This window comes from Burkholderia contaminans, from assembly GCF_029633825.1.
Classification (GTDB): Bacteria; Pseudomonadota; Gammaproteobacteria; order Burkholderiales; family Burkholderiaceae; genus Burkholderia; species Burkholderia contaminans.
The window spans coordinates 1325773-1344247 of the sequence record NZ_CP090640.1 but is presented as its reverse complement, the minus strand read 5'-3'; the positions used below and the strand labels follow the sequence as shown (position 1 = coordinate 1344247).

Annotated in this window: 15 protein-coding genes; 12 read left to right on the top strand and 3 right to left on the bottom strand. The window is 66.1% G+C overall.

Going from position 1 to position 18475, the window contains the following annotated elements; translation table 11 throughout:
• Positions 1–7 precede the first annotated feature (7 nt).
• The 5 genes from paaD to LXE91_RS06220 all read left to right on the top strand — a co-directional run bounded on the left by paaD (position 8) and on the right by LXE91_RS06220 (position 4120).
• Complete coding sequence (gene paaD, locus LXE91_RS06240; RefSeq protein ID WP_039366887.1) at positions 8–568, top strand: 1,2-phenylacetyl-CoA epoxidase subunit PaaD; 561 nt, start codon at positions 8–10, stop codon at positions 566–568.
• Between the two features lie 5 nt (positions 569–573).
• A complete protein-coding gene (paaE, locus tag LXE91_RS06235) occupies positions 574–1662 on the top strand; it encodes a 1,2-phenylacetyl-CoA epoxidase subunit PaaE (protein WP_039366883.1) in 1089 nt (362 codons plus the stop codon).
• Between the two features lie 128 nt (positions 1663–1790).
• On the top strand, positions 1791–2615 hold the full coding sequence (locus tag LXE91_RS06230; RefSeq protein WP_039366879.1) for a DUF1835 domain-containing protein: 825 nt from the start codon (positions 1791–1793) through the stop codon (positions 2613–2615).
• A gap of 16 nt (positions 2616–2631) precedes the next feature.
• Complete coding sequence (locus LXE91_RS06225; protein WP_006482923.1) at positions 2632–3237, top strand: TetR/AcrR family transcriptional regulator; 606 nt, start codon at positions 2632–2634, stop codon at positions 3235–3237.
• Positions 3238–3472: 235 nt separating this feature from the next.
• Positions 3473–4120 carry a GNAT family N-acetyltransferase gene (locus LXE91_RS06220; RefSeq protein WP_039366876.1) on the top strand — a complete coding sequence of 216 codons (648 nt, stop codon included), beginning with the start codon at positions 3473–3475 and terminating at the stop codon, positions 4118–4120.
• Positions 4121–4178: 58 nt separating this feature from the next.
• Here LXE91_RS06220 and LXE91_RS06215 read toward each other — a convergent pair whose 3' ends face one another.
• Positions 4179–4703: an Lrp/AsnC family transcriptional regulator gene (locus tag LXE91_RS06215; protein WP_039366874.1), complete on the bottom strand. Its 525-nt coding sequence runs from the start codon at positions 4701–4703 to the stop codon at positions 4179–4181.
• Positions 4704–4915: 212 nt separating this feature from the next.
• Between LXE91_RS06215 and hppD the strand changes: the two genes are divergently transcribed.
• Positions 4916–6013: a 4-hydroxyphenylpyruvate dioxygenase gene (gene hppD, locus LXE91_RS06210; RefSeq protein WP_039366871.1), complete on the top strand. Its 1098-nt coding sequence runs from the start codon at positions 4916–4918 to the stop codon at positions 6011–6013.
• A 132-nt stretch (positions 6014–6145) separates the two neighbouring features.
• Here hppD and LXE91_RS06205 read toward each other — a convergent pair whose 3' ends face one another.
• Positions 6146–6340 (bottom strand): hypothetical protein, encoded by a 195-nt coding sequence (locus tag LXE91_RS06205; RefSeq protein ID WP_039366868.1) that lies wholly within the window; start codon positions 6338–6340, stop codon positions 6146–6148.
• Between the two features lie 330 nt (positions 6341–6670).
• Between LXE91_RS06205 and LXE91_RS06200 the strand changes: the two genes are divergently transcribed.
• Positions 6671–10261, top strand: a complete 3591-nt coding sequence (locus tag LXE91_RS06200; protein WP_039366865.1) for an indolepyruvate ferredoxin oxidoreductase family protein — start codon at positions 6671–6673, stop codon at positions 10259–10261.
• A 149-nt stretch (positions 10262–10410) separates the two neighbouring features.
• Here the strand turns inward: LXE91_RS06200 and LXE91_RS06195 are convergent, their stop codons facing one another.
• Positions 10411–12681 carry an NADP-dependent malic enzyme gene (locus LXE91_RS06195; protein ID WP_039366863.1) on the bottom strand — a complete coding sequence of 757 codons (2271 nt, stop codon included), beginning with the start codon at positions 12679–12681 and terminating at the stop codon, positions 10411–10413.
• A gap of 460 nt (positions 12682–13141) precedes the next feature.
• Between LXE91_RS06195 and LXE91_RS06190 the strand changes: the two genes are divergently transcribed.
• From LXE91_RS06190 to LXE91_RS06170, 5 genes are all read left to right on the top strand, one after another.
• Entirely contained in the window at positions 13142–13828 is a 687-nt protein-coding gene (locus tag LXE91_RS06190; protein ID WP_011350651.1) for an orotate phosphoribosyltransferase, read from the top strand.
• A 255-nt stretch (positions 13829–14083) separates the two neighbouring features.
• Complete coding sequence (locus tag LXE91_RS06185; protein WP_039366859.1) at positions 14084–14677, top strand: YbhB/YbcL family Raf kinase inhibitor-like protein; 594 nt, start codon at positions 14084–14086, stop codon at positions 14675–14677.
• A gap of 216 nt (positions 14678–14893) precedes the next feature.
• The gene (locus tag LXE91_RS06180) at positions 14894–15466 is read left to right on the top strand and encodes a flavodoxin family protein (RefSeq protein WP_039366855.1); all 573 of its coding nucleotides are present in this window, start codon (positions 14894–14896) and stop codon (positions 15464–15466) included.
• Between the two features lie 154 nt (positions 15467–15620).
• Positions 15621–16571 (top strand): N-acetyl-gamma-glutamyl-phosphate reductase, encoded by a 951-nt coding sequence (gene argC / locus LXE91_RS06175; protein ID WP_039366852.1) that lies wholly within the window; start codon positions 15621–15623, stop codon positions 16569–16571.
• A gap of 433 nt (positions 16572–17004) precedes the next feature.
• Positions 17005–18435 (top strand): DUF2957 domain-containing protein, encoded by a 1431-nt coding sequence (locus tag LXE91_RS06170; protein WP_039366847.1) that lies wholly within the window; start codon positions 17005–17007, stop codon positions 18433–18435.
• Positions 18436–18475: the final 40 nt, after the last annotated feature.

Sequence of the window (18475 nt, the reverse complement as noted above, 5' to 3'; positions counted from 1 at the left end):
CCCGACGATGTCCGTCCAGACCGCCCCCGCCAACGCCGTGCCCGCCGCGCGCCACGCCGACCCGCTGCTCGCTCGCGCATGGGACGTGCTCGAAGCCGTGCCCGACCCCGAGATCCCGGTCGTGTCGATCCGCGAGCTCGGCATCCTGCGCGACGTCCGCCGCGCGGAAGACGGCCAGCTCGAAGTCGTGATCACGCCGACCTACTCGGGCTGCCCGGCCATGTCGCAGATCGCGGAGGACATCGCGGCCGCGCTGCAGGCCGCCGACCTCCCGCCGCACCGGATCGAGACGGTGCTCGCGCCCGCGTGGACGACCGACTGGATCACGCAGGAAGCGCGCGACAAGCTGCGCGCGTACGGCATCGCGCCGCCGGTCGGCCAGTGCGGCATCGCCACGCCGCGAGAAAACGTCGTGCGCTTCGTGCCGCGACCGGTCGCGGCACCCGCGTGCCCGCGCTGCGGCTCCGCCCGTACCGAGCGTCTCGCGCAATTCGCGTCCACGGCCTGCAAGGCGCTGTATCGCTGCGTCGACTGCCGCGAACCCTTCGACTACTTCAAACCCTATTAATCGATATGGCGACCCCGCAATTTCATCCGCTGCGTATCCGCGACGTGCGGCCCGAGACCGCCGACGCCGTAACCGTCTCCTTCGACGTGCCGCCCGAGCTGCGCGACGCGTACCGCTTCACGCAGGGCCAGTTCGTCACGCTGAAGACCCACATCGACGGCGAGGAAACGCGCCGTTCGTATTCGATCTGCGTCGGCACGACAGACTACGATCGTGACGGCGAACTGCGCATCGGCATCAAGCGGGTGCGCGGCGGCCGCTTCTCGAACTTCGCGTTCGACTCGCTCAAGCCGGGCCACACGATCGACGTGATGACGCCGGACGGCCGGTTCTTCACGCACCTGAACGCCGATCACGGCAAGCAGTACATCGCGTTTTCCGGCGGCTCCGGCATCACGCCGGTGCTCGCGATCGTGAAGACGACGCTCGAACTCGAGCCGCGCAGCACGTTCACGCTGATCTACGGCAACCGCAGCGTCGACGCGATCATGTTCGCGGAGGAGCTCGAGGACCTGAAGAACCGCTACATGAGCCGCTTCGTCCTCTATCACGTGCTGTCGGACGACCAGCAGGACGTCGCGCTGTTCAACGGCGTGCTCGACCAGGCGAAATGCGCGGAATTCCTCGACACGCTGATGCCGGCCGACGCGATCGACGAGGCATTCATCTGCGGCCCCGCGCCGATGATGGATGCGGCCGAGGCCGCGCTGAAGGCCGCCGGCGTGCCGCAGGCGAAGGTGCACGTCGAGCGCTTCGGCACGCCGTTGCCGCAGGCCGGTGCGCCGGTCGTCGAAATCACCGACCAGACGCCGGCGGCCGACCTGGAAATCGTGCTCGACGGCAAGAAGCGCAAGCTGCGCCTGCCATACGAAGGCGTGAGCCTGCTCGATGTCGGCCTGCGCGCGGGCCTCGCGCTGCCGTACGCGTGCAAGGGCGGCGTATGCTGCACGTGCCGCGCGAAGGTGCTCGAGGGCGAAGTGCGGATGGAGAAGAACTACACGCTCGAAGAGCATGAAGTGAAGGACGGCTTCGTGCTCACTTGCCAGTGCCACCCGATCAGCGACAAGGTCGTCGTGAGCTACGACGAGCGTTGAGCGACGTCGCGTCGCGGCGCCAGACGGTTTCTCGCCGTCACACATCTCGCTTACACTAGGGGCCGCCGGCCGGCTGGACATCGCAACGTCCGCCCGGCCGGCGGTTTTCTTTTGTTGACGACAGGCCGATGAGTACCATTCATGTGATTCAGGGCGGCACCGCCGCCGCGTCGCTGCGCGAGGCACTTGCGCAAGCCGGACGCGACGAGCGCGTCGTCGGATTGCTCGACGATCTCGGCGTCGGGCCGCTCAAGGGCGCCGACGAGACGCCCGACACGCGCGCAGCCTTCTGGCAGCGCGTGCTCGGCGACCAGATTCCCGACTGGAATGCAGAGATCGAAGGCGAATTCGCGCGCCTCGACCAGCTCGCGACCGATACGGACCAGGTAGTCGTGTGGCATGCGCCGAGCGTCGGCGACAAACTGCTGCTGCGCCGCGTCGCCTATCACCTGCGCAACGTCCCGCAGCGCCTGAACGAAGTGCGGCTGTCGGCCGCCGATCTCGACTCGGCGCAACGCGCGGCGCTATCGCGCACCGACCAGGCGTGTGCGACCGGGATGTTCTCGCCGGCCGAGCTGGCGCGCAAGCGCCCGGTGGCCGCACCGATCTCGGTGCTGCGCATCGGCCGCCTCGCGCTCGAATGGCAGGAGGCGAAGCACCTGAACGCCGAGCTGCGCTACTGGGTCAGCAACACCATCAAGAGCGGCTACTATGAGGACCTCGACGCGCTGATCATCGCGCGTGCGGAAGCCGACTGGCGGCCTGCGGCGCGCCTCGTCGGCAGCATCATGGCTGACGCCGACCGCGGCGGGCTGTTCGTCAGCGACTCGATCGCCTGGTGGCGCTGCCGCGAACTCGCGGCAGCCGGCCGGCTCGAGCTGCAGGACGACGCGCCCGACGCCCTCTCTTCCACGCAGGTGCGCGCAGCCCGCACGGCCACCCCGCACCGCTAATCTTCCGCATTCGACCATGGCCCGTACCCGAGCGCCCGACCACGAATCCCAGCGCGAGCAGATCCTCGATCTGGCCGCCGAGAAATTCGCGCAGACGAGCTACCCGAGCACGTCGATGTCCGATCTCGCGACCGCGAGCGGCACGTCGAAGGCGCGCCTCTATCACTATTACGAGAGCAAGGAAGCGATCCTGTTCGACCTGCTCGACCGCTACACGAAACGGCTGATGCTGATCATCGCCGAGGTCGAAGGGGCGAGCCAGCGGCGTGGCCTCAGCGAGCGCGACGCGTTCGCCGAGCTCGTGCGCGCGTTCCTCGCCGAGTACGAGACGTCGCACAGCCGGCACGTCGCGCTGCTCAACGACGTGAAGTATCTGGAGGACGCACAGCGCGAAATCGTGCTCGACCGCCAGCGCGACATCGTCGCGGCATTCACGCGCCAGCTCGCACGCGCGTACCCGGACCGCATCTCGAAGGAAAACCAGACATCGGTGACGATGATGGTGTTCGGGATGATCAACTGGACGTTCACATGGCTGAAGCCGGGCGGCCGCCTCGGCTACCGCGACTTCGCCGAGCAGGTGATCGACCTGATCGAACGTGGGCTGTCGACGGCGGCCTGATTGCCGCGCAGCAGCATGCGTTGCGCGACGGGTACACTGCGACCGCCCGTCGTGCGTTTCATATGATGAATTTTAAATCCATTAAAAATCAAATACATACAGGATTAACTAAGCGGTTTTAGAATTTCCCCTCGGCACAAATAACGTCAAATACGGGTTTTCCCCAACCCTCGTCGGGTAAAATGCTGTTGCATTGCACAACCCGTTTGTGCAGCCACACACTGAGGAACCCACGATGAACACGCAATTCAACGGCCCAGCCGAAGTCGTCGGCACGGTCGGCAGTGCGCCGGTTCTCGTCAGGGAACTGGCTTCCAAAGACCGTGAGCAGATGCTCACCCACTTTCTCTCGCTCGACGAAGAGGATCGCCTGCTGCGCTTCGGCCAGATGGTGCCCGACCACGTGATCGAGAACTACGTCCGCACGATCGACTTCGGCCGCGACACCGTGTTCGGTGTATTCGACCACGACCTCGAACTGATCGGCGTCGGCCACCTGGCCTACCTGCCGGCCGAGGGCGACAAGCGCACGGCCGAATTCGGCGTGTCGGTGCTCGAAAGCGCACGCGGCCGCGGCGTCGGCTCGAAGCTGTTCGAGCGCGCGGCGATCCGCAGCCGCAACACGCACGTGACGATGCTGTACATGCACTGCCTGTCGCGTAACGCGACGATGATGCACATCGCGAAGAAATCCGGGATGCGGATCGAGTACGCGTACGGCGAAGCCGATGCGTACCTGTCGCTGCCGCCGGCCGACCACTCGACGATCATCGCCGAGATGCTGCAGGAGCAGGCCGCGGTATTCGACTACGCGATGAAGCGCCAGGCGCGTCGTACCACGAAGTTCATCGAATCGCTGATGCCCGCCGCGCTGACGGCGTAATGTCGGCCAGCCGGGCCGCGCGTGCCGCGCGCCCGGCCTCTCCCGTCCCCGCCGCGCACTAGCGCACCGAACGAATCGGCAACGCCGTCGTTTCCTTGAAGCATTCGAGCGAAAAGCTCGTCTTCACGTCGATCACCGACGGGTGATGCAGCAGGTGCTCCTGCACGAAGCGGGAGAAATGCGCCATGTCCTCGACCTGCACGCGCAGCAGGTAATCCATGTCCCCCGTCATCGCGTGGCACGCGACCACTTCCGGCCAGGTCTGCACGGCCGCGCGGAACAGCTCCGCATGGGTCGCGCCCGCCCGCGCCGACGTTTCGTCGGCCCGCATCGGCGCCAGGCCGCCGCGCTTCTCGAGCCGCACGCTCACGTACGCGAGCAGATCGAGCCCGAGCTTCTGCGGATCGAGCAGCGCGACATAGCCGGTGATCACGCCGATCTCCTCGAGCCGCCGGATCCGCCGCAGGCACGGGCTCGGCGACAGGTTCACACGCTCGGCGATCTCCTGGTTCGACAGGCGCCCGTTCTCCTGAAGAATCGCGAGGATTCGCCGATCGATGGCATCCAATTCGGCTTGCGCCATCTTCTGCCCTCCAATGAATGGTTTGAGACTGGAAATTGCGCCATCGTAGGTTCGGGCAATTAAGTTCGCAAGTTTACGCTCACGGCTGCCCGCTACACTCTGTCGCACGTACCGATTCGTCGCGCTCGCCGCCGCGGGCGCCACGTTCGACATCGAACCAGGCCGGGCCTGCGCACGTCGCCCCGGCCGATCGCCCCCACAGGAGACACGCCATGCAGATCCCGAACTGGGACAACCCCGTCGGCACCGACGGCTTCGAATTCATCGAATACACGGCACCGGACCCGAAAGCGCTCGGACAGCTGTTCGAACGGATGGGTTTCACCGCGATCGCGCGCCACCGCCACAAAGACGTGACGGTGTACCGCCAGGGCGACATCAACTTCATCATCAACGCCGAACCCGATTCGTTCGCGCAACGCTTCGCGCGCCTGCACGGGCCGTCGATCTGCGCGATCGCGTTCCGCGTGCAGGACGCCGCGAAGGCGTACAAGCACGCGCTGGAGCTCGGCGCATGGGGCTTCGACAACAAGACGGGCCCGATGGAGCTGAACATCCCGGCGATCAAGGGCATCGGCGATTCGCTGATTTACTTCGTCGACCGCTGGCGCGGCAAGAACGGCGCGCAACCGGGCGCCATCGGCGACATCAGCATCTATGACGTCGACTTCGAGCCGATCGCCGGCGCGAACCCGAACCCGGTCGGCCACGGCCTCACCTACATCGACCACCTGACGCACAACGTGCATCGCGGCCGCATGCAGGAATGGGCGGAGTTCTACGAGCGCCTGTTCAACTTCCGCGAAGTGCGCTACTTCGACATCGAAGGCAAGGTGACGGGCGTGAAGTCGAAGGCGATGACGTCGCCGTGCGGCAAGATCCGCATCCCGATCAACGAGGAAGGTTCGGATACGGCCGGCCAGATCCAGGAATACCTCGACGCTTACCACGGCGAAGGCATCCAGCACATCGCGCTCGGCGCCACCGACATCTACCAGGCGGTCGATGGCCTGCGCAGCAAGGAAGTGAAGCTGCTCGACACGATCGACACGTATTACGAGCTGGTCGACCGCCGCGTGCCGAACCACGGCGAATCGCTGGACGAACTGAAGAAACGCAAGATCCTGATCGACGGCGCGCGCGACGACCTGCTGCTGCAGATCTTCACCGAGAACCAGATCGGGCCGATCTTCTTCGAGATCATCCAGCGCAAGGGCAACCAGGGCTTCGGCGAAGGCAACTTCAAGGCGCTGTTCGAATCGATCGAACTCGACCAGATCCGCCGCGGCGTCGTGCAGGACAAGGCCTGACGCATCCGGCGGGCGGCTGCCCGGGGCAACCCGGCAGCCCGCACGATCCGGCGGCGCAAAGAAAAAGGGCGGGAATCCGAGGATTCCCGCCCTTTTTGCATTCCGGCGCGGCCCGCTGGCCGCGCGAGCGGATCAACGCGCGTTCGCCTTCGACTCGACGGCGCGCTCGGCCGACTGCTGCGCGACGGCGTCCTGGGCCGGCACGATCTGCTGCATCTGCGCGCCGGCTGCCGCCAGTGCGCTCGCGCCTCGCGCGTGCACCGGGCCGGTCATCGAGAAAAACGCGGCGGACACGATCAGGAAACTCTGGATATGACGTGTGTTCATTGCACCTCCTGTAAAACTGCCGGCGCCTCCCCGATTGCGTCGAAACAAGCCAACGCGGCCGGGCACCTCCGGCAGGCCGACAAGATTAACGGCGTTTGCACGAAGATGGGGCAGGCTTTACATGCTTTTACATGATGTAACGCATGGTTCTGCCCTGTTTTTCTGACGCAGCGCCGCAATCCCCCCGCATTCCAACCGATGGGCGGCGGGTTTGCCCCAGTGCTACCATCGCTTAAAACCGGCCAATATGCCGGCCACTGCCGACGCGTCCACAAGATGCCCGAAGCAGGCGAGTTTTGGTGATCCCAAACTGGGTGGAGGAGACTGTTAATGAATGCCCCGCTAGACGCAGGCCAACGCGCATCGCTAGAAGCCGCGCTGAAGTCCGTCACGCTTGACGACAAATACACACTGGAACGCGGTCGCGCGTACATGAGCGGCATCCAGGCCCTCGTGCGCTTGCCGATGCTCCAGCAGGAACGCGATCGCGCCGCCGGTCTCAATACGGCAGGCTTCATCTCCGGCTACCGCGGATCGCCGCTCGGCGGCCTCGATCTGTCGCTCTGGAAAGCCAAGCAGCACCTGGCCGCCCACCAGATCGTCTTCCAGCCCGGCCTCAACGAAGATCTCGCCGCCACCGCCGTGTGGGGCTCGCAGCAAGTGAACCTGTACCCCGGCGCGAAGCACGACGGCGTGTTCGGCATGTGGTACGGCAAGGGCCCGGGCGTCGACCGCACGGGCGACGTATTCAAGCACGCGAACTCGGCCGGCTCGTCGAAGCACGGCGGCGTGCTGGTGCTCGCCGGCGACGACCACGCGGCGAAATCGTCGACGCTCGCGCACCAGTCCGAACACATCTTCAAGGCCTGCGGGCTGCCGGTGCTGTTCCCGTCCAACGTGCAGGAATATCTCGACTTCGGCCTGCACGGCTGGGCCATGAGCCGCTACTCGGGCCTGTGGGTCGCGCTCAAGTGCGTGACGGACGTGGTCGAATCGTCGGCATCGGTCGATATCGACCCGCATCGCACCGAGATCGTGCTGCCGACCGACTTCATCCTGCCGGAAGGCGGCCTGAACATCCGCTGGCCCGACCCACCGCTCGTGCAGGAAGCACGGCTGCTCGACTACAAGTGGTACGCGGCGCTCGCCTACGTGCGCGCGAACAAGCTCGACCGCATCGAGATCGATTCGCCGAGCGCGCGCTTCGGGATCATGACCGGCGGCAAGGCGTACCTCGACGTGCGCCAGGCGCTGACCGACCTCGGCCTCGATGACGAAACCTGCGCGCGAATCGGCATCCGGCTCTACAAGGTCGGCTGCGTGTGGCCGCTCGAAGCACAGGGCGCACAGGCGTTCGCGCGCGGGCTCGACGAAATCCTCGTCGTCGAGGAAAAGCGCCAGATCCTCGAATACGCGATCAAGGAAGAGTTGTACAACTGGCCCGACGGGCAACGCCCGCGCGTGTTCGGCAAGTTCGACGAGAAGGACGGCGCCGGCGGCGAATGGTCGGTGCCGATGGGCAACTGGCTGCTGCCCGCGCACTACGAACTGTCGCCCGCGATCATCGCGAAGGCGATCGCGACGCGCCTCGAGAAGTTCGAGCTGCCGTCCGACGTGCGGGCACGCATCGCCGCGCGCCTCGCCGTGATCAACGCGAAGGAAATGGCGCTCGCGAAGCCCCACGTGCAGACCGAGCGCAAGCCGTGGTTCTGCTCGGGCTGCCCGCACAACACGTCGACCAACGTGCCGGAAGGCTCGCGCGCGATCGCGGGGATCGGCTGCCACTACATGACCGTGTGGATGGACCGCAGCACGAGCACCTTCAGCCAGATGGGCGGCGAAGGCGTGCCATGGATCGGCCAGGCGCCGTTCACGGACGAAAAGCACGTGTTCGCGAACCTCGGCGACGGCACCTATTTCCACTCGGGCCTGCTGGCCGTGCGCGCGGCGATCTCGTCGAAGGCGAACATCACCTACAAGATCCTCTACAACGACGCCGTGGCGATGACGGGCGGCCAGCCGGTCGACGGCGTGCTGACGGTGCCGCAGATCACGCACCAGCTCGCGTCGGAAGGCGCGAAGAAGATCGTGATCGTCACCGACGAGCCGGAGAAGTACGACAGCCAGAAGGCGCTGCTCGCGCCGGGCGTGACGATCCACCACCGTGACCAGCTCGATGACGTGCAGCGCGAGCTGCGCGAGATCGAAGGCACGACGATCCTGATCTACGACCAGACCTGCGCGACCGAGAAACGCCGTCGCCGCAAACGCGGCACGTATCCGGATCCGGCCAAGCGTGTCGTGATCAACGACGCGGTGTGCGAAGGCTGCGGCGACTGCTCGGTGCAGTCGAACTGCCTGTCGGTCGAGCCACTGGAAACCGAATTCGGCACGAAGCGCCAGATCAACCAGTCGAGCTGCAACAAGGACTTCTCGTGCGTGAAGGGCTTCTGCCCGAGCTTCGTCACGGTCGAGGGCGGCCAGTTGAAGAAGCCGAAGGCCGTGTCGGTCGACGGCAACGCACTGCCGCCGATCCCGGAGCCGACGCTGCCGGACATCGACCGCGCATACGGCGTGCTCGTCACGGGCGTCGGCGGCACGGGCGTCGTCACGATCGGCGCGCTGCTCGGGATGGCCGCGCATCTGGAGAACAAGGGCGTGACCGTGCTCGACGTCACCGGTCTCGCCCAGAAGGGCGGCGCCGTGATGAGCCATGTGCAGATCTCGCACGCGCCGACCGACATCCATGCGACGCGAATCGCGATGGGCGAGGCCGACCTCGTGATCGGCTGCGATGCGATCGTCACGGCCGGCGACGAGTGCACGTCGCGGATGCGCCACGACACGACGCGCGTAGTCGTCAACAGCGCGCAGACGCCGACCGCCGAGTTCATCAAGAACCCGAACTGGTCGTTCCCGGGCCTGTCTGCCGAGAACGACATCCGCGCGGCAGCAGGTGAAGCCGTCGATTTCATCGACGCGAACCGCTTCGCGGTCGCGCTGCTCGGCGACGCGATCTACACGAACCCGTTCGTGCTCGGCTACGCGTGGCAGAAGGGCTGGCTGCCGCTCACGCTCGCGTCGCTCGTCCGCGCGATCGAGCTGAATGCGGTATCGGTGGAGAAGAATCGCGCGGCCTTCGACTGGGGCCGCCGCGCCGCGTACGACCTGGCGAGCGTGAAGCAGGCTGCGGCCGGCGACGCGCGCCCCGTGCAAGGCGCCACGGTGATTTCGCTGCACACGAAGAAGGCCGTCGACGCGCTGATCGCGAAGCGTGTCGAATTCCTCACCGCGTACCAGAACGCCGCGTACGCGTCTCGCTATGCGGCATTCGTCGACAAGGTGCGCGCGGCCGAGCGCACGCTGGCAGACGGCGACACGATGCAGGAGCCGCTGACCGAAGCGGTCGCGCGCAACCTGTTCAAGCTGATGGCGTACAAGGACGAATACGAGGTCGCGCGGCTGCAATCCGATCCGGCGTTCCTCGCGCGCCTGACCGCGCAGTTCGAAGGCGACTGGAAGCTGAAGTTCCACCTCGCGCCGCCGCTGTTCGCGAAGACGGACGCCCACGGCCATCTCGTGAAGAAGGCCTACGGCCCGTGGATGATGTCGGCGTTCCGGATGCTCGCGAAAGCGAAGTTCCTGCGCGGCACCGGGCTCGACCCGTTCGGCCGTACTGCGGAGCGTCGCACCGAGCGTGCGCTGATCGGTGAGTACGAAGCACTGATCGACGAGGTGCTCGCCAAGCTGAACGCGGCCAACCGTCCGCTCGCCGTCGAGCTCGCGGCGCTGCCGGACGGCATTCGCGGCTACGGCCACGTGAAGGAGAACAACCTGCGCGCGGTACGCCAGAAGCGGGACACGCTGCTCGCGAAGTGGCGTTCACCGTCGGGCGGCCAGTCGCACCAGCAGGTCGCTTGACGGCACGCGGCGGGCATTCGCGGCCGGATGCCCGCCGGCGAGCGGCTATCCGTTCACGTCGCGTCACGATAAAAAAACGCCACGGAACGCAGGTTCCGTGGCGTTTTTCATTGCGCCGCGCGTAAAGCGCGGCACACGCGGGCGTGGACTTACTTCGTGTTCACGTTCGCGGCGGCAACGGCCGTCATGTTGATGATCCGGCGCACGGTCGCAGCCGGCGTCAGGATGTGAGCCGGCTTCGCCGCGCCGAGCAGGAACGGGCCAACCGTCACGCCTTCGCCGCCGACCATCTTCAGCAGGTTGTACGCGATGTTCGCCGCTTCGACGTTCGGCATGATCAGCAGGTTCGCTTCACCCGACAGCGTCGTGCCGGGGAATGCCTGCTTGCGGATCAGCTCCGACAGCGCCGCGTCGCCGTGCATTTCGCCATCGACTTCCAGGTTCGGTGCGCGTTCGACGATCAGCTTGCGAGCCTCGCCCATCCGGCGCGACGACGCCGACGGCGCGCTGCCGAAGTTCGAGTTCGACAGCAGCGCAGCCTTCGGCGCAATGCCGAAGCGCTCGATCTCGGCCGCGGCCTGGATCGTCATGTCGGCGAGCTGTTCGGCGCTCGGCAGTTCGTTCACGTACGTATCGCACACGAACAGGTTGCGGCCCGGCAGCATCAGCAGGTTCATCGCCGCGAAGTGCTCGGCGCCCTTCGCACGGCCCAGCACCTGTTCGATGAACTTCAGGTGGCTGTGGAACGTGTCGATCATCCCGCAGATCATCCCGTCCGCGTCGCCCAGATGCACGAGCATCGCGCCGATCAGCGTGTTGAACTTGCGCATCGCGGCCTTCGCGACTTCCGGCGTCACGCCGTCGCGCGCGCCGATCTCCTGATACGCCTGCCAGTAGCGGTGGTAGCGCGCATCGTCTTCCGGGTCGACGATCTCGAAATCGGTGCCGGCCTTCAGCTTCGAGCCGATCTTCGCGAGGCGCATGTCGATGACCGACGGACGGCCGACGAGGATCGGCTTCGCGATCTTTTCCTGCAGCACGAACTGCGCGGCGCGCAGCACGCGCTCGTCTTCGCCCTCGGCGAACACGATGCGGGCCTGCTTCTGCTTCGCGGTGGCGAACACCGGACGCATCACCATGCCGGTGCGGTAGACGGTCGCGCCGAGCTGCTCGCGGTACGCGTCCATGTCCTGGATCGGGCGGGTGGCAACGCCCGAGTCCATCGCGGCTTGCGCGACGGCCGGCGCGATCTTGATGATCAGGCGCGGGTCGAACGGCTTCGGAATCAGGTAGTCCGGCCCGAATTCGAGCGAGTGGCCTTCATACGCCTTCGCGACTTCTTCGCTCTGGTCGGTTTCCTGCGCCAGCTCGGCGATCGCGCGCACGCACGCGAGCTTCATTTCTTCCGTGATCGTCGTCGCGCCGACGTCGAGCGCGCCGCGGAAGATGAACGGGAAGCACAGCACGTTGTTGACCTGGTTCGGGTAGTCCGAACGGCCGGTCGCTACGATCGCGTCCGGACGCACGGCCTTCGCGTCTTCCGGGCGGATTTCCGGTTCCGGGTTCGCGAGCGCCAGGATCAGCGGCTTGTCGCCCATCGTCTTGACCATGTCCTGCTTCAGCACGCCCGCGCTCGAGCAGCCGAGGAACACGTCCGCGCCGACGATCGCGTCGGCGAGCGTGCGTGCGTCGGTGGTCGCCGCATAGCGCTGCTTCGACGGATCGAGGTTGCCGCGCCCTTCGTAGATCACGCCCTTCGAATCGGCGACGAGGATGTTCGACTTCGTCAGGCCGAGGTTCACGAGCAGGTCCAGACACGCGATGGCCGCTGCGCCCGCGCCCGAGCACACGAGCTTCACTTCGGACAGCTTCTTGCCGACGACCTTCAGGCCGTTCAGGATCGCGGCCGACGCGATGATCGCGGTGCCGTGCTGGTCATCGTGGAAAACGGGAATCTTCATGCGCTCGCGCAGCTTCTGCTCGATGTAGAAGCATTCCGGCGCCTTGATGTCCTCGAGGTTGATGCCGCCGAGCGTCGGCTCGAGCATCGCGATCGCCTCGACGAGCTTGTCGGGGTCGGACTCCGACAGTTCGATGTCGAACACGTCGATGCCCGCGAATTTCTTGAAGAGGCAGCCCTTGCCTTCCATCACCGGCTTCGCGGCGAGCGGGCCGATGTTGCCCAGGCCGAGCACGGCGGTGCCGTTCGTGATGACGCCGACGAGGTTGCCGCGCGACGTGTACTTCTGCGCGTCGAGCGGATCGGCGTGGATCGCTTCGCACGCAGCGGCGACGCCCGGCGAATACGCGAGCGACAGATCGAGCTGGTTCGACAGCGGCTTGGTCGGGGTGACCGAAATCTTGCCGGGTTTCGGGTTCAGGTGATAAGCGAGTGCGGCCTGCTTCAGTTGTTCGTCCATGATTGACCTGCGAGAGACATGCGAAATATTGACGGTTCAGTACACAGCACCTTCGGCCGCGTCTGCTTGAATCGAGGGGGTGATCGACTGCGAGACGGCACGCGACGCGCCGGATCGGCACGCCATCGAACCTTGGCGGGTGGCAAGAGGAAAGTACAAAGTACTGAACGATTTCTAAGGGTCGCCTAGTGTACACCCCCTAAATGACGCATGTTGGTGCAACGCCGCATCCTCCGCCTCAGCGCGCGAGCGATCCAGCCCCGTTTGTTTCGCCGGTGGTGAGCCGCGCGTCGAACCCGCGCGAATTCCGCCGAAAACCGGCCTGAATCGGGTAAAATAGCGGGCTACGCGCGCAGCGATGCGATTGGCCGTCCGATCGCGCCCCGGCCCCCTGGGCAGGTTCCCCTTGCTGCGCCACCGGGCCCGCGCCCGCTCTTCGCTCATCACCCAAGGAATGCCCATGACAGGCTACGATCGTCAGTCGATCTCGGATACGACCGCCAAAATCCTGCTCGAAGTACAGGCAGTGCACTTCAACGCAGAAAAACCGTTCATCTTCACGTCCGGCTGGGCAAGCCCCGTCTATATCGACTGCCGCAAGCTGATTTCGTACCCGCGCGTGCGCCGCGCGCTGATGGAAATGGCTGAAACGACGATCACGCGCGACATCGGCTTCGAGCAGATCGACGCGGTGGCGGGCGGCGAAACGGCCGGCATCCCGTTCGCGGCGTGGATCGCGGACCGGATGATGGTGCCGATGCAGTACGTGCGCAAGAAGCCGAAGGGTTTCGGCCGCAACGCGCAGATCGAAGGCCATCTGGAAGAAGGCTCGCGCGTGCTGCTGGTGGAAGACCTGACGACCGACAGCCGCAGCAAGATCAACTTCGTCAACGCGCTGCGCACCGCGGGCGCGACGGTGAACCACTGCTTCGTGCTGTTCCACTACAACATCTTCAAGGAAAGCGTGTCGGTCCTGAAGGACATCGACGTCGACCTGCACGCGCTCGCGACGTGGTGGGACGTGCTGCGCGTCGCGAAGGCCTCGGGCTACTTCGAGACGAAGACGCTCGACGAAGTCGAGAAATTCCTGCACGCACCGGCCGAGTGGTCGGCTGCGCACGGCGGCGCAACGTCCCCGAAGGATTGATGCCGCGCCGGCCCGCCGGCCGGCGTCCTGGCTGAACGAGCCGCCCGCTTCATCGCGGGCGGCTTTTTTTCGTCCGTCGATTTTGCGCCCGTCGATTCGCGCAGGAAACGATCGCGACCACGGGTCGCGGCGTGCGTCGCTCATCGAACCCTAATGCTAGACTTGATCCATCGCTGCCATCAGTTGCGCAGGCAACGCACGACGCCAACAACGCCGGACGCATCGGTCCGGCCCACGTGACGGGAGAAGCGCCATATGCGTGTGGATCGCCGGATCACTCCGCCTGCGCCATCGGGTCGCCCGTCGCCGTTCCTCGCCGCCCTCCTTTACGCCGTCGTCCTCTCTGCCCTGCCCGCGCATGCGGAAGGCCCGTTCACCGTGACGAGCGATGACCTGACGCCGGGCGGGCGCGTCCGCGCCGCGAACGTGTTCGACCGCGGCGACTGCAAGGGCGGCAACCACTCGCCGCAACTCACCTGGCACAACCCGCCGCCCGGCACGCGCGGCTATGCGGTCACGGTCTTCGATCCCGATGCTCCGGGGCACGGCTGGTGGCACTGGGCCGTGGCGGGCATTCCGGCGACGGTCACGAGCCTGCCAGCCGACGCAAGCGCGTCCGGCTTCCTGCGGCGCATCGGTGCGAGCGAGGCGCGCAACGACTTCGGGATCGACGGCTACGGCGGCCCGTGCCCGCCGCCGGGCAAGCCGCACCGCTACGTGATCACCGTCTATGCGCTCAAGGGCGACGACCTGCGCGTCGCGCAGGGCCGCCCCGCGCCGATGTTCGAGCACGAGATCGGCACGCTGGCGATCGGCACCGCGCAACTCACGGTCAACTACGGGCAGTAACGCGCATGGGCCGCCGGGCATCGCACGCCGCCGCGATTGCCGGCCGCCGCGAAATAACGTTCTCCGCGCTCACGCGTTTTCCCGTCATTTCGGCTTGCTAGACTCGTCGTCACCGGTCGCGGCGCCATGCCGCGCATCCGTCGCGCCGCCCACCGGCGACGCGTGACGCGGCGAGCCTGCGGTCCGCCGTTCCCGTTCCTTTCCGGAGAACGCTTCATGTCGAACATCGTCATCGTCTATCACAGCGGCTACGGTCACACGCAGAAACTGGCCGAAGCCGTGCACGCGGGCGCGCAGGATGCCGGCGCGACCGTGCGCCTGCTCGCCGTCGGCGACGTCGACGACGCGGGCTGGGCCGCGCTCGACGCGGCCGACGCGATCGTCTTCGGCGCGCCGACCTACATGGGCGGCCCGTCGGCGCAGTTCAAGCAGTTTGCCGACGCGACGTCGAAAGCGTGGTTCACGCAGAAATGGAAGGACAAGATCGCCGCGGGCTTCACGAACTCCGCGACGATGAACGGCGACAAATTCTCGACAATTCAATATTTCGTCACGCTGTCGATGCAGCATGGGATGGTGTGGGTCGGCACGAGCCTGATGCCGGCCAACTCGAAGGCGGCCACGCGCAACGACATCAACTACCTGGGCGGCTCGACGGGCCTGCTCGCGCAGTCGCCGGCCGATTCGACGCCCGACGAAGGCCCGCTGCCGGGCGACCTCGAGACGGGCAAGGCATTCGGCCGGCGCGTCGCCGAAGCGACCGCCCGCTGGGTTGCCGGCCGCGGCTGAGCGCGCCCCGGCGCCCGCTGCGGCCGGCGCCAAAGGGACACAAGACGGCCCGCCGGCCGTCTTTTTTTCGCCCCGCGCGGTGCAGGCCCGCCGGATGACGTCTTAAAATGGCGGTTTCAGGGCGCGGGCCCCCGTTTCATTCAGTGAGAGCGAAATGAGCACCAAAGTTTTTGTCGACGGCCAGGAAGGCACAACCGGCCTCAAGATCTTCGAATACCTGTCGGCACGCAGCGACATCGAGATCCTGCGTATCGAGGAAGCGAAGCGCAAGGACGTCGACGAGCGCCGCCGCCTGATCAACGCGTCGGACGTCACGTTCCTGTGCCTGCCGGACGTCGCGTCGCGCGAATCCGCGTCGCTCGTCGAGAACCCGAACACCACGCTGATCGACGCGAGCACCGCGTTCCGCACCAGCGCCGACTGGGCCTACGGCCTGCCCGAGCTGACCCGCGCGCAGCGCGAGAAGATTCGCACGTCGAAGCGTATCGCGGTGCCGGGCTGCCACGCATCGGCGTTCGTGCTCGCAATGCGGCCGCTCGTCGATGCGGGCATCGTCGCGCCGACGTTCGCCGCGCACAGCTACTCGATCACCGGCTACAGCGGCGGCGGCAAGTCGATGATCGCCGAGTACGAGAACGCGGCGCCGGGCGGCAAGCTCGCGAGCCCGCGCCCGTACGCGCTCGGCCTCGCGCACAAGCACCTGCCGGAAATGGCCGCGCACACGGGCCTCGCGAACCCGCCGATCTTCACGCCGATCGTCGGTCCGTTCCTGAAGGGCCTCGCGGTGACGACCTACTTCACGCCCGAGCAGCTCGCGAAGCGCGCGACGCCGCAGGACGTGCAGCGCGTGTTCGCCGAGTACTACGCGGACGAAGCGTTCGTGCGCGTCGCGCCGTTCGATGCGGACGCGAACCTCGACGGCGGCTTCTTCGACGTGCAGGCGAACAACGACACGAACCGCGTCGACCTGTTCGTGTTCGGCAACGCGGAGCGCTTCGTCACGGTCGCGCGCCTCGACAACCTCGGCAAGGGTGCGTCGGGCGCCGCGATCCAGTGCATGAACCTGAACATCGGCGCGGCCGAGGACGCCGGCCTCAAACGCTGATTCATCATCGCATGCAATGCAAAGCCGGCCACTGGCCGGCTTTTTATTTACCCGTATCAGGCAATAAATAAAAATCCGGATCGCGCATTTACAAATATTTACAAGCTTTCCATTGCGCGATTACCAGTGAATTAATCCCGCCCCTTCTTTATCCAGTCAATCCCGAATAGGGATAAACCGGATACCGCCGCTTTAAACGCTGCCGTTATACGCAGGAAGGCTCTGCGCCGGCCTGTCCGGCGTCGCACATCCCCCACTCTGGCCGCTTTCGGCAGCCTGTCCCACGTTTTAATTCTTACCGAATGCCGTGTCGGACAAGGATTCAATACACGACACCCGTTTCAATCGCCTTTTTTAGACGGGTTCATCAATTGACAGCAAAAATCAAGGCGGCGACATTAGCTCGCACAATTAAACGATTGGAGACAGCGGCATGTCGCACACCTTATCGAAGGGGGTGGCAACGGCCTTTGCCATTGCCCCTTTCCTGGTTGCATGTGGTGGGGGGGACGGCGGCGCACCCGCGCCGATCAATGCGCCCCAATGTTCCGGATCCAGTTGCGGCACGCAAGGGCCGCCGCCGTCGCAGCCCATCAACGGCGCACTGTGCCCGGCCAACGCCGACATCGTGAAGAGCACGTACCTCGGCGGCGCCGGTAGCGGCGAGATCGTCAGCGTCAACATCGACGCGGTGGCGATGACCTACACGCTCAAGTGGCTCGAATCGCCGATTCCGCTCGCGACCGGCACGGTCACGCCGAGCCGCGCCGGCACGACGATCACCGGTGCAGTCATGCACCCGCCGACCGGCGTACTGCCGACCGCCGAGCAGACGCGCTGCGCGTTCATCCTCACGCCGGGCTCGGGCAAGGCGCCGAACGGCACGACCTATTCGACGGCCGCCGACTTCAACCAGGCGAACCCGCCGATGCTGCTGGTCGGCATGGGTGTCGCGGGCGGCGGCATTCCGGGCGCGACGATCCAGTACGACGGGCTGACGATCGCCATCGGTCCGGTCGTGGTGGCAAAGGACGTCGGCAAGGTGCCGAACCGTCACTTCGATTTCTACCCGTTCCTCGGCTTCGCGAACACGACGACCGACCTCACGAAGCTGCCGGGCACGTACAACGCACTGATCTACCACCTCGTGCCGTCGGGCAACTATGCGACGAAGGGTTCGAACTCGAGCGAGACGTTCGACGCGAACGGCGCGTGCACGTCGACGAGTTCGGGCGGCTGCCAGACGACCGGCAACCCGTGGACCGCGAACACCGCGAACGGCGGCTACTTCGACAGCGCGAAGGCGCCGCAGACGCTGCCGCAAACGCAGTTGCCGATCGTCGGCGCGACCGGCAAGTCGGCGACCGCGCACATGGTGATCGGCCAGCTCAACGGCGCGACGGTGCCGGTGATCGTGCGCACGGGCAACGTGAACCTCGGCACGCCGCCGCTGCACACCGACGCGCAGGTCGACGACGAATCGGGCATCGCGGTGCTCGGCGCGGCGACGGCGATCACGTCGGGCGCGATCGACGGCGGTTACGCGGGCGCGGACTCGAACTTCAAGTACACGGCCGCACTGATCCGCGGCAGCAACGCGTCGTTCATCAACCCGTCCACGCAGGTCGAGGAAGACGGCTTCACGCTCGACTACGGCCAGACGACGCCGGGCCTGCTGAACGCGACGACCGCCCCGCCAAGCGGCGCGGCCTACCCGTCCGCATCGGGCGTGGTGATCGCGACGGGCGGGCTGTACGCGGCGCTGATCCAGGGCACGGTGAACGGCGGCGTCACGCCGACGTCGGCGAATTCGACGACGTCGTCGACACCGTACTTCGGCGTGGGCGCGCAGATCAGCAAGTAGCGAACGAGGGCGCGACGGCGGGCTGACCGCCGTCGCGTGA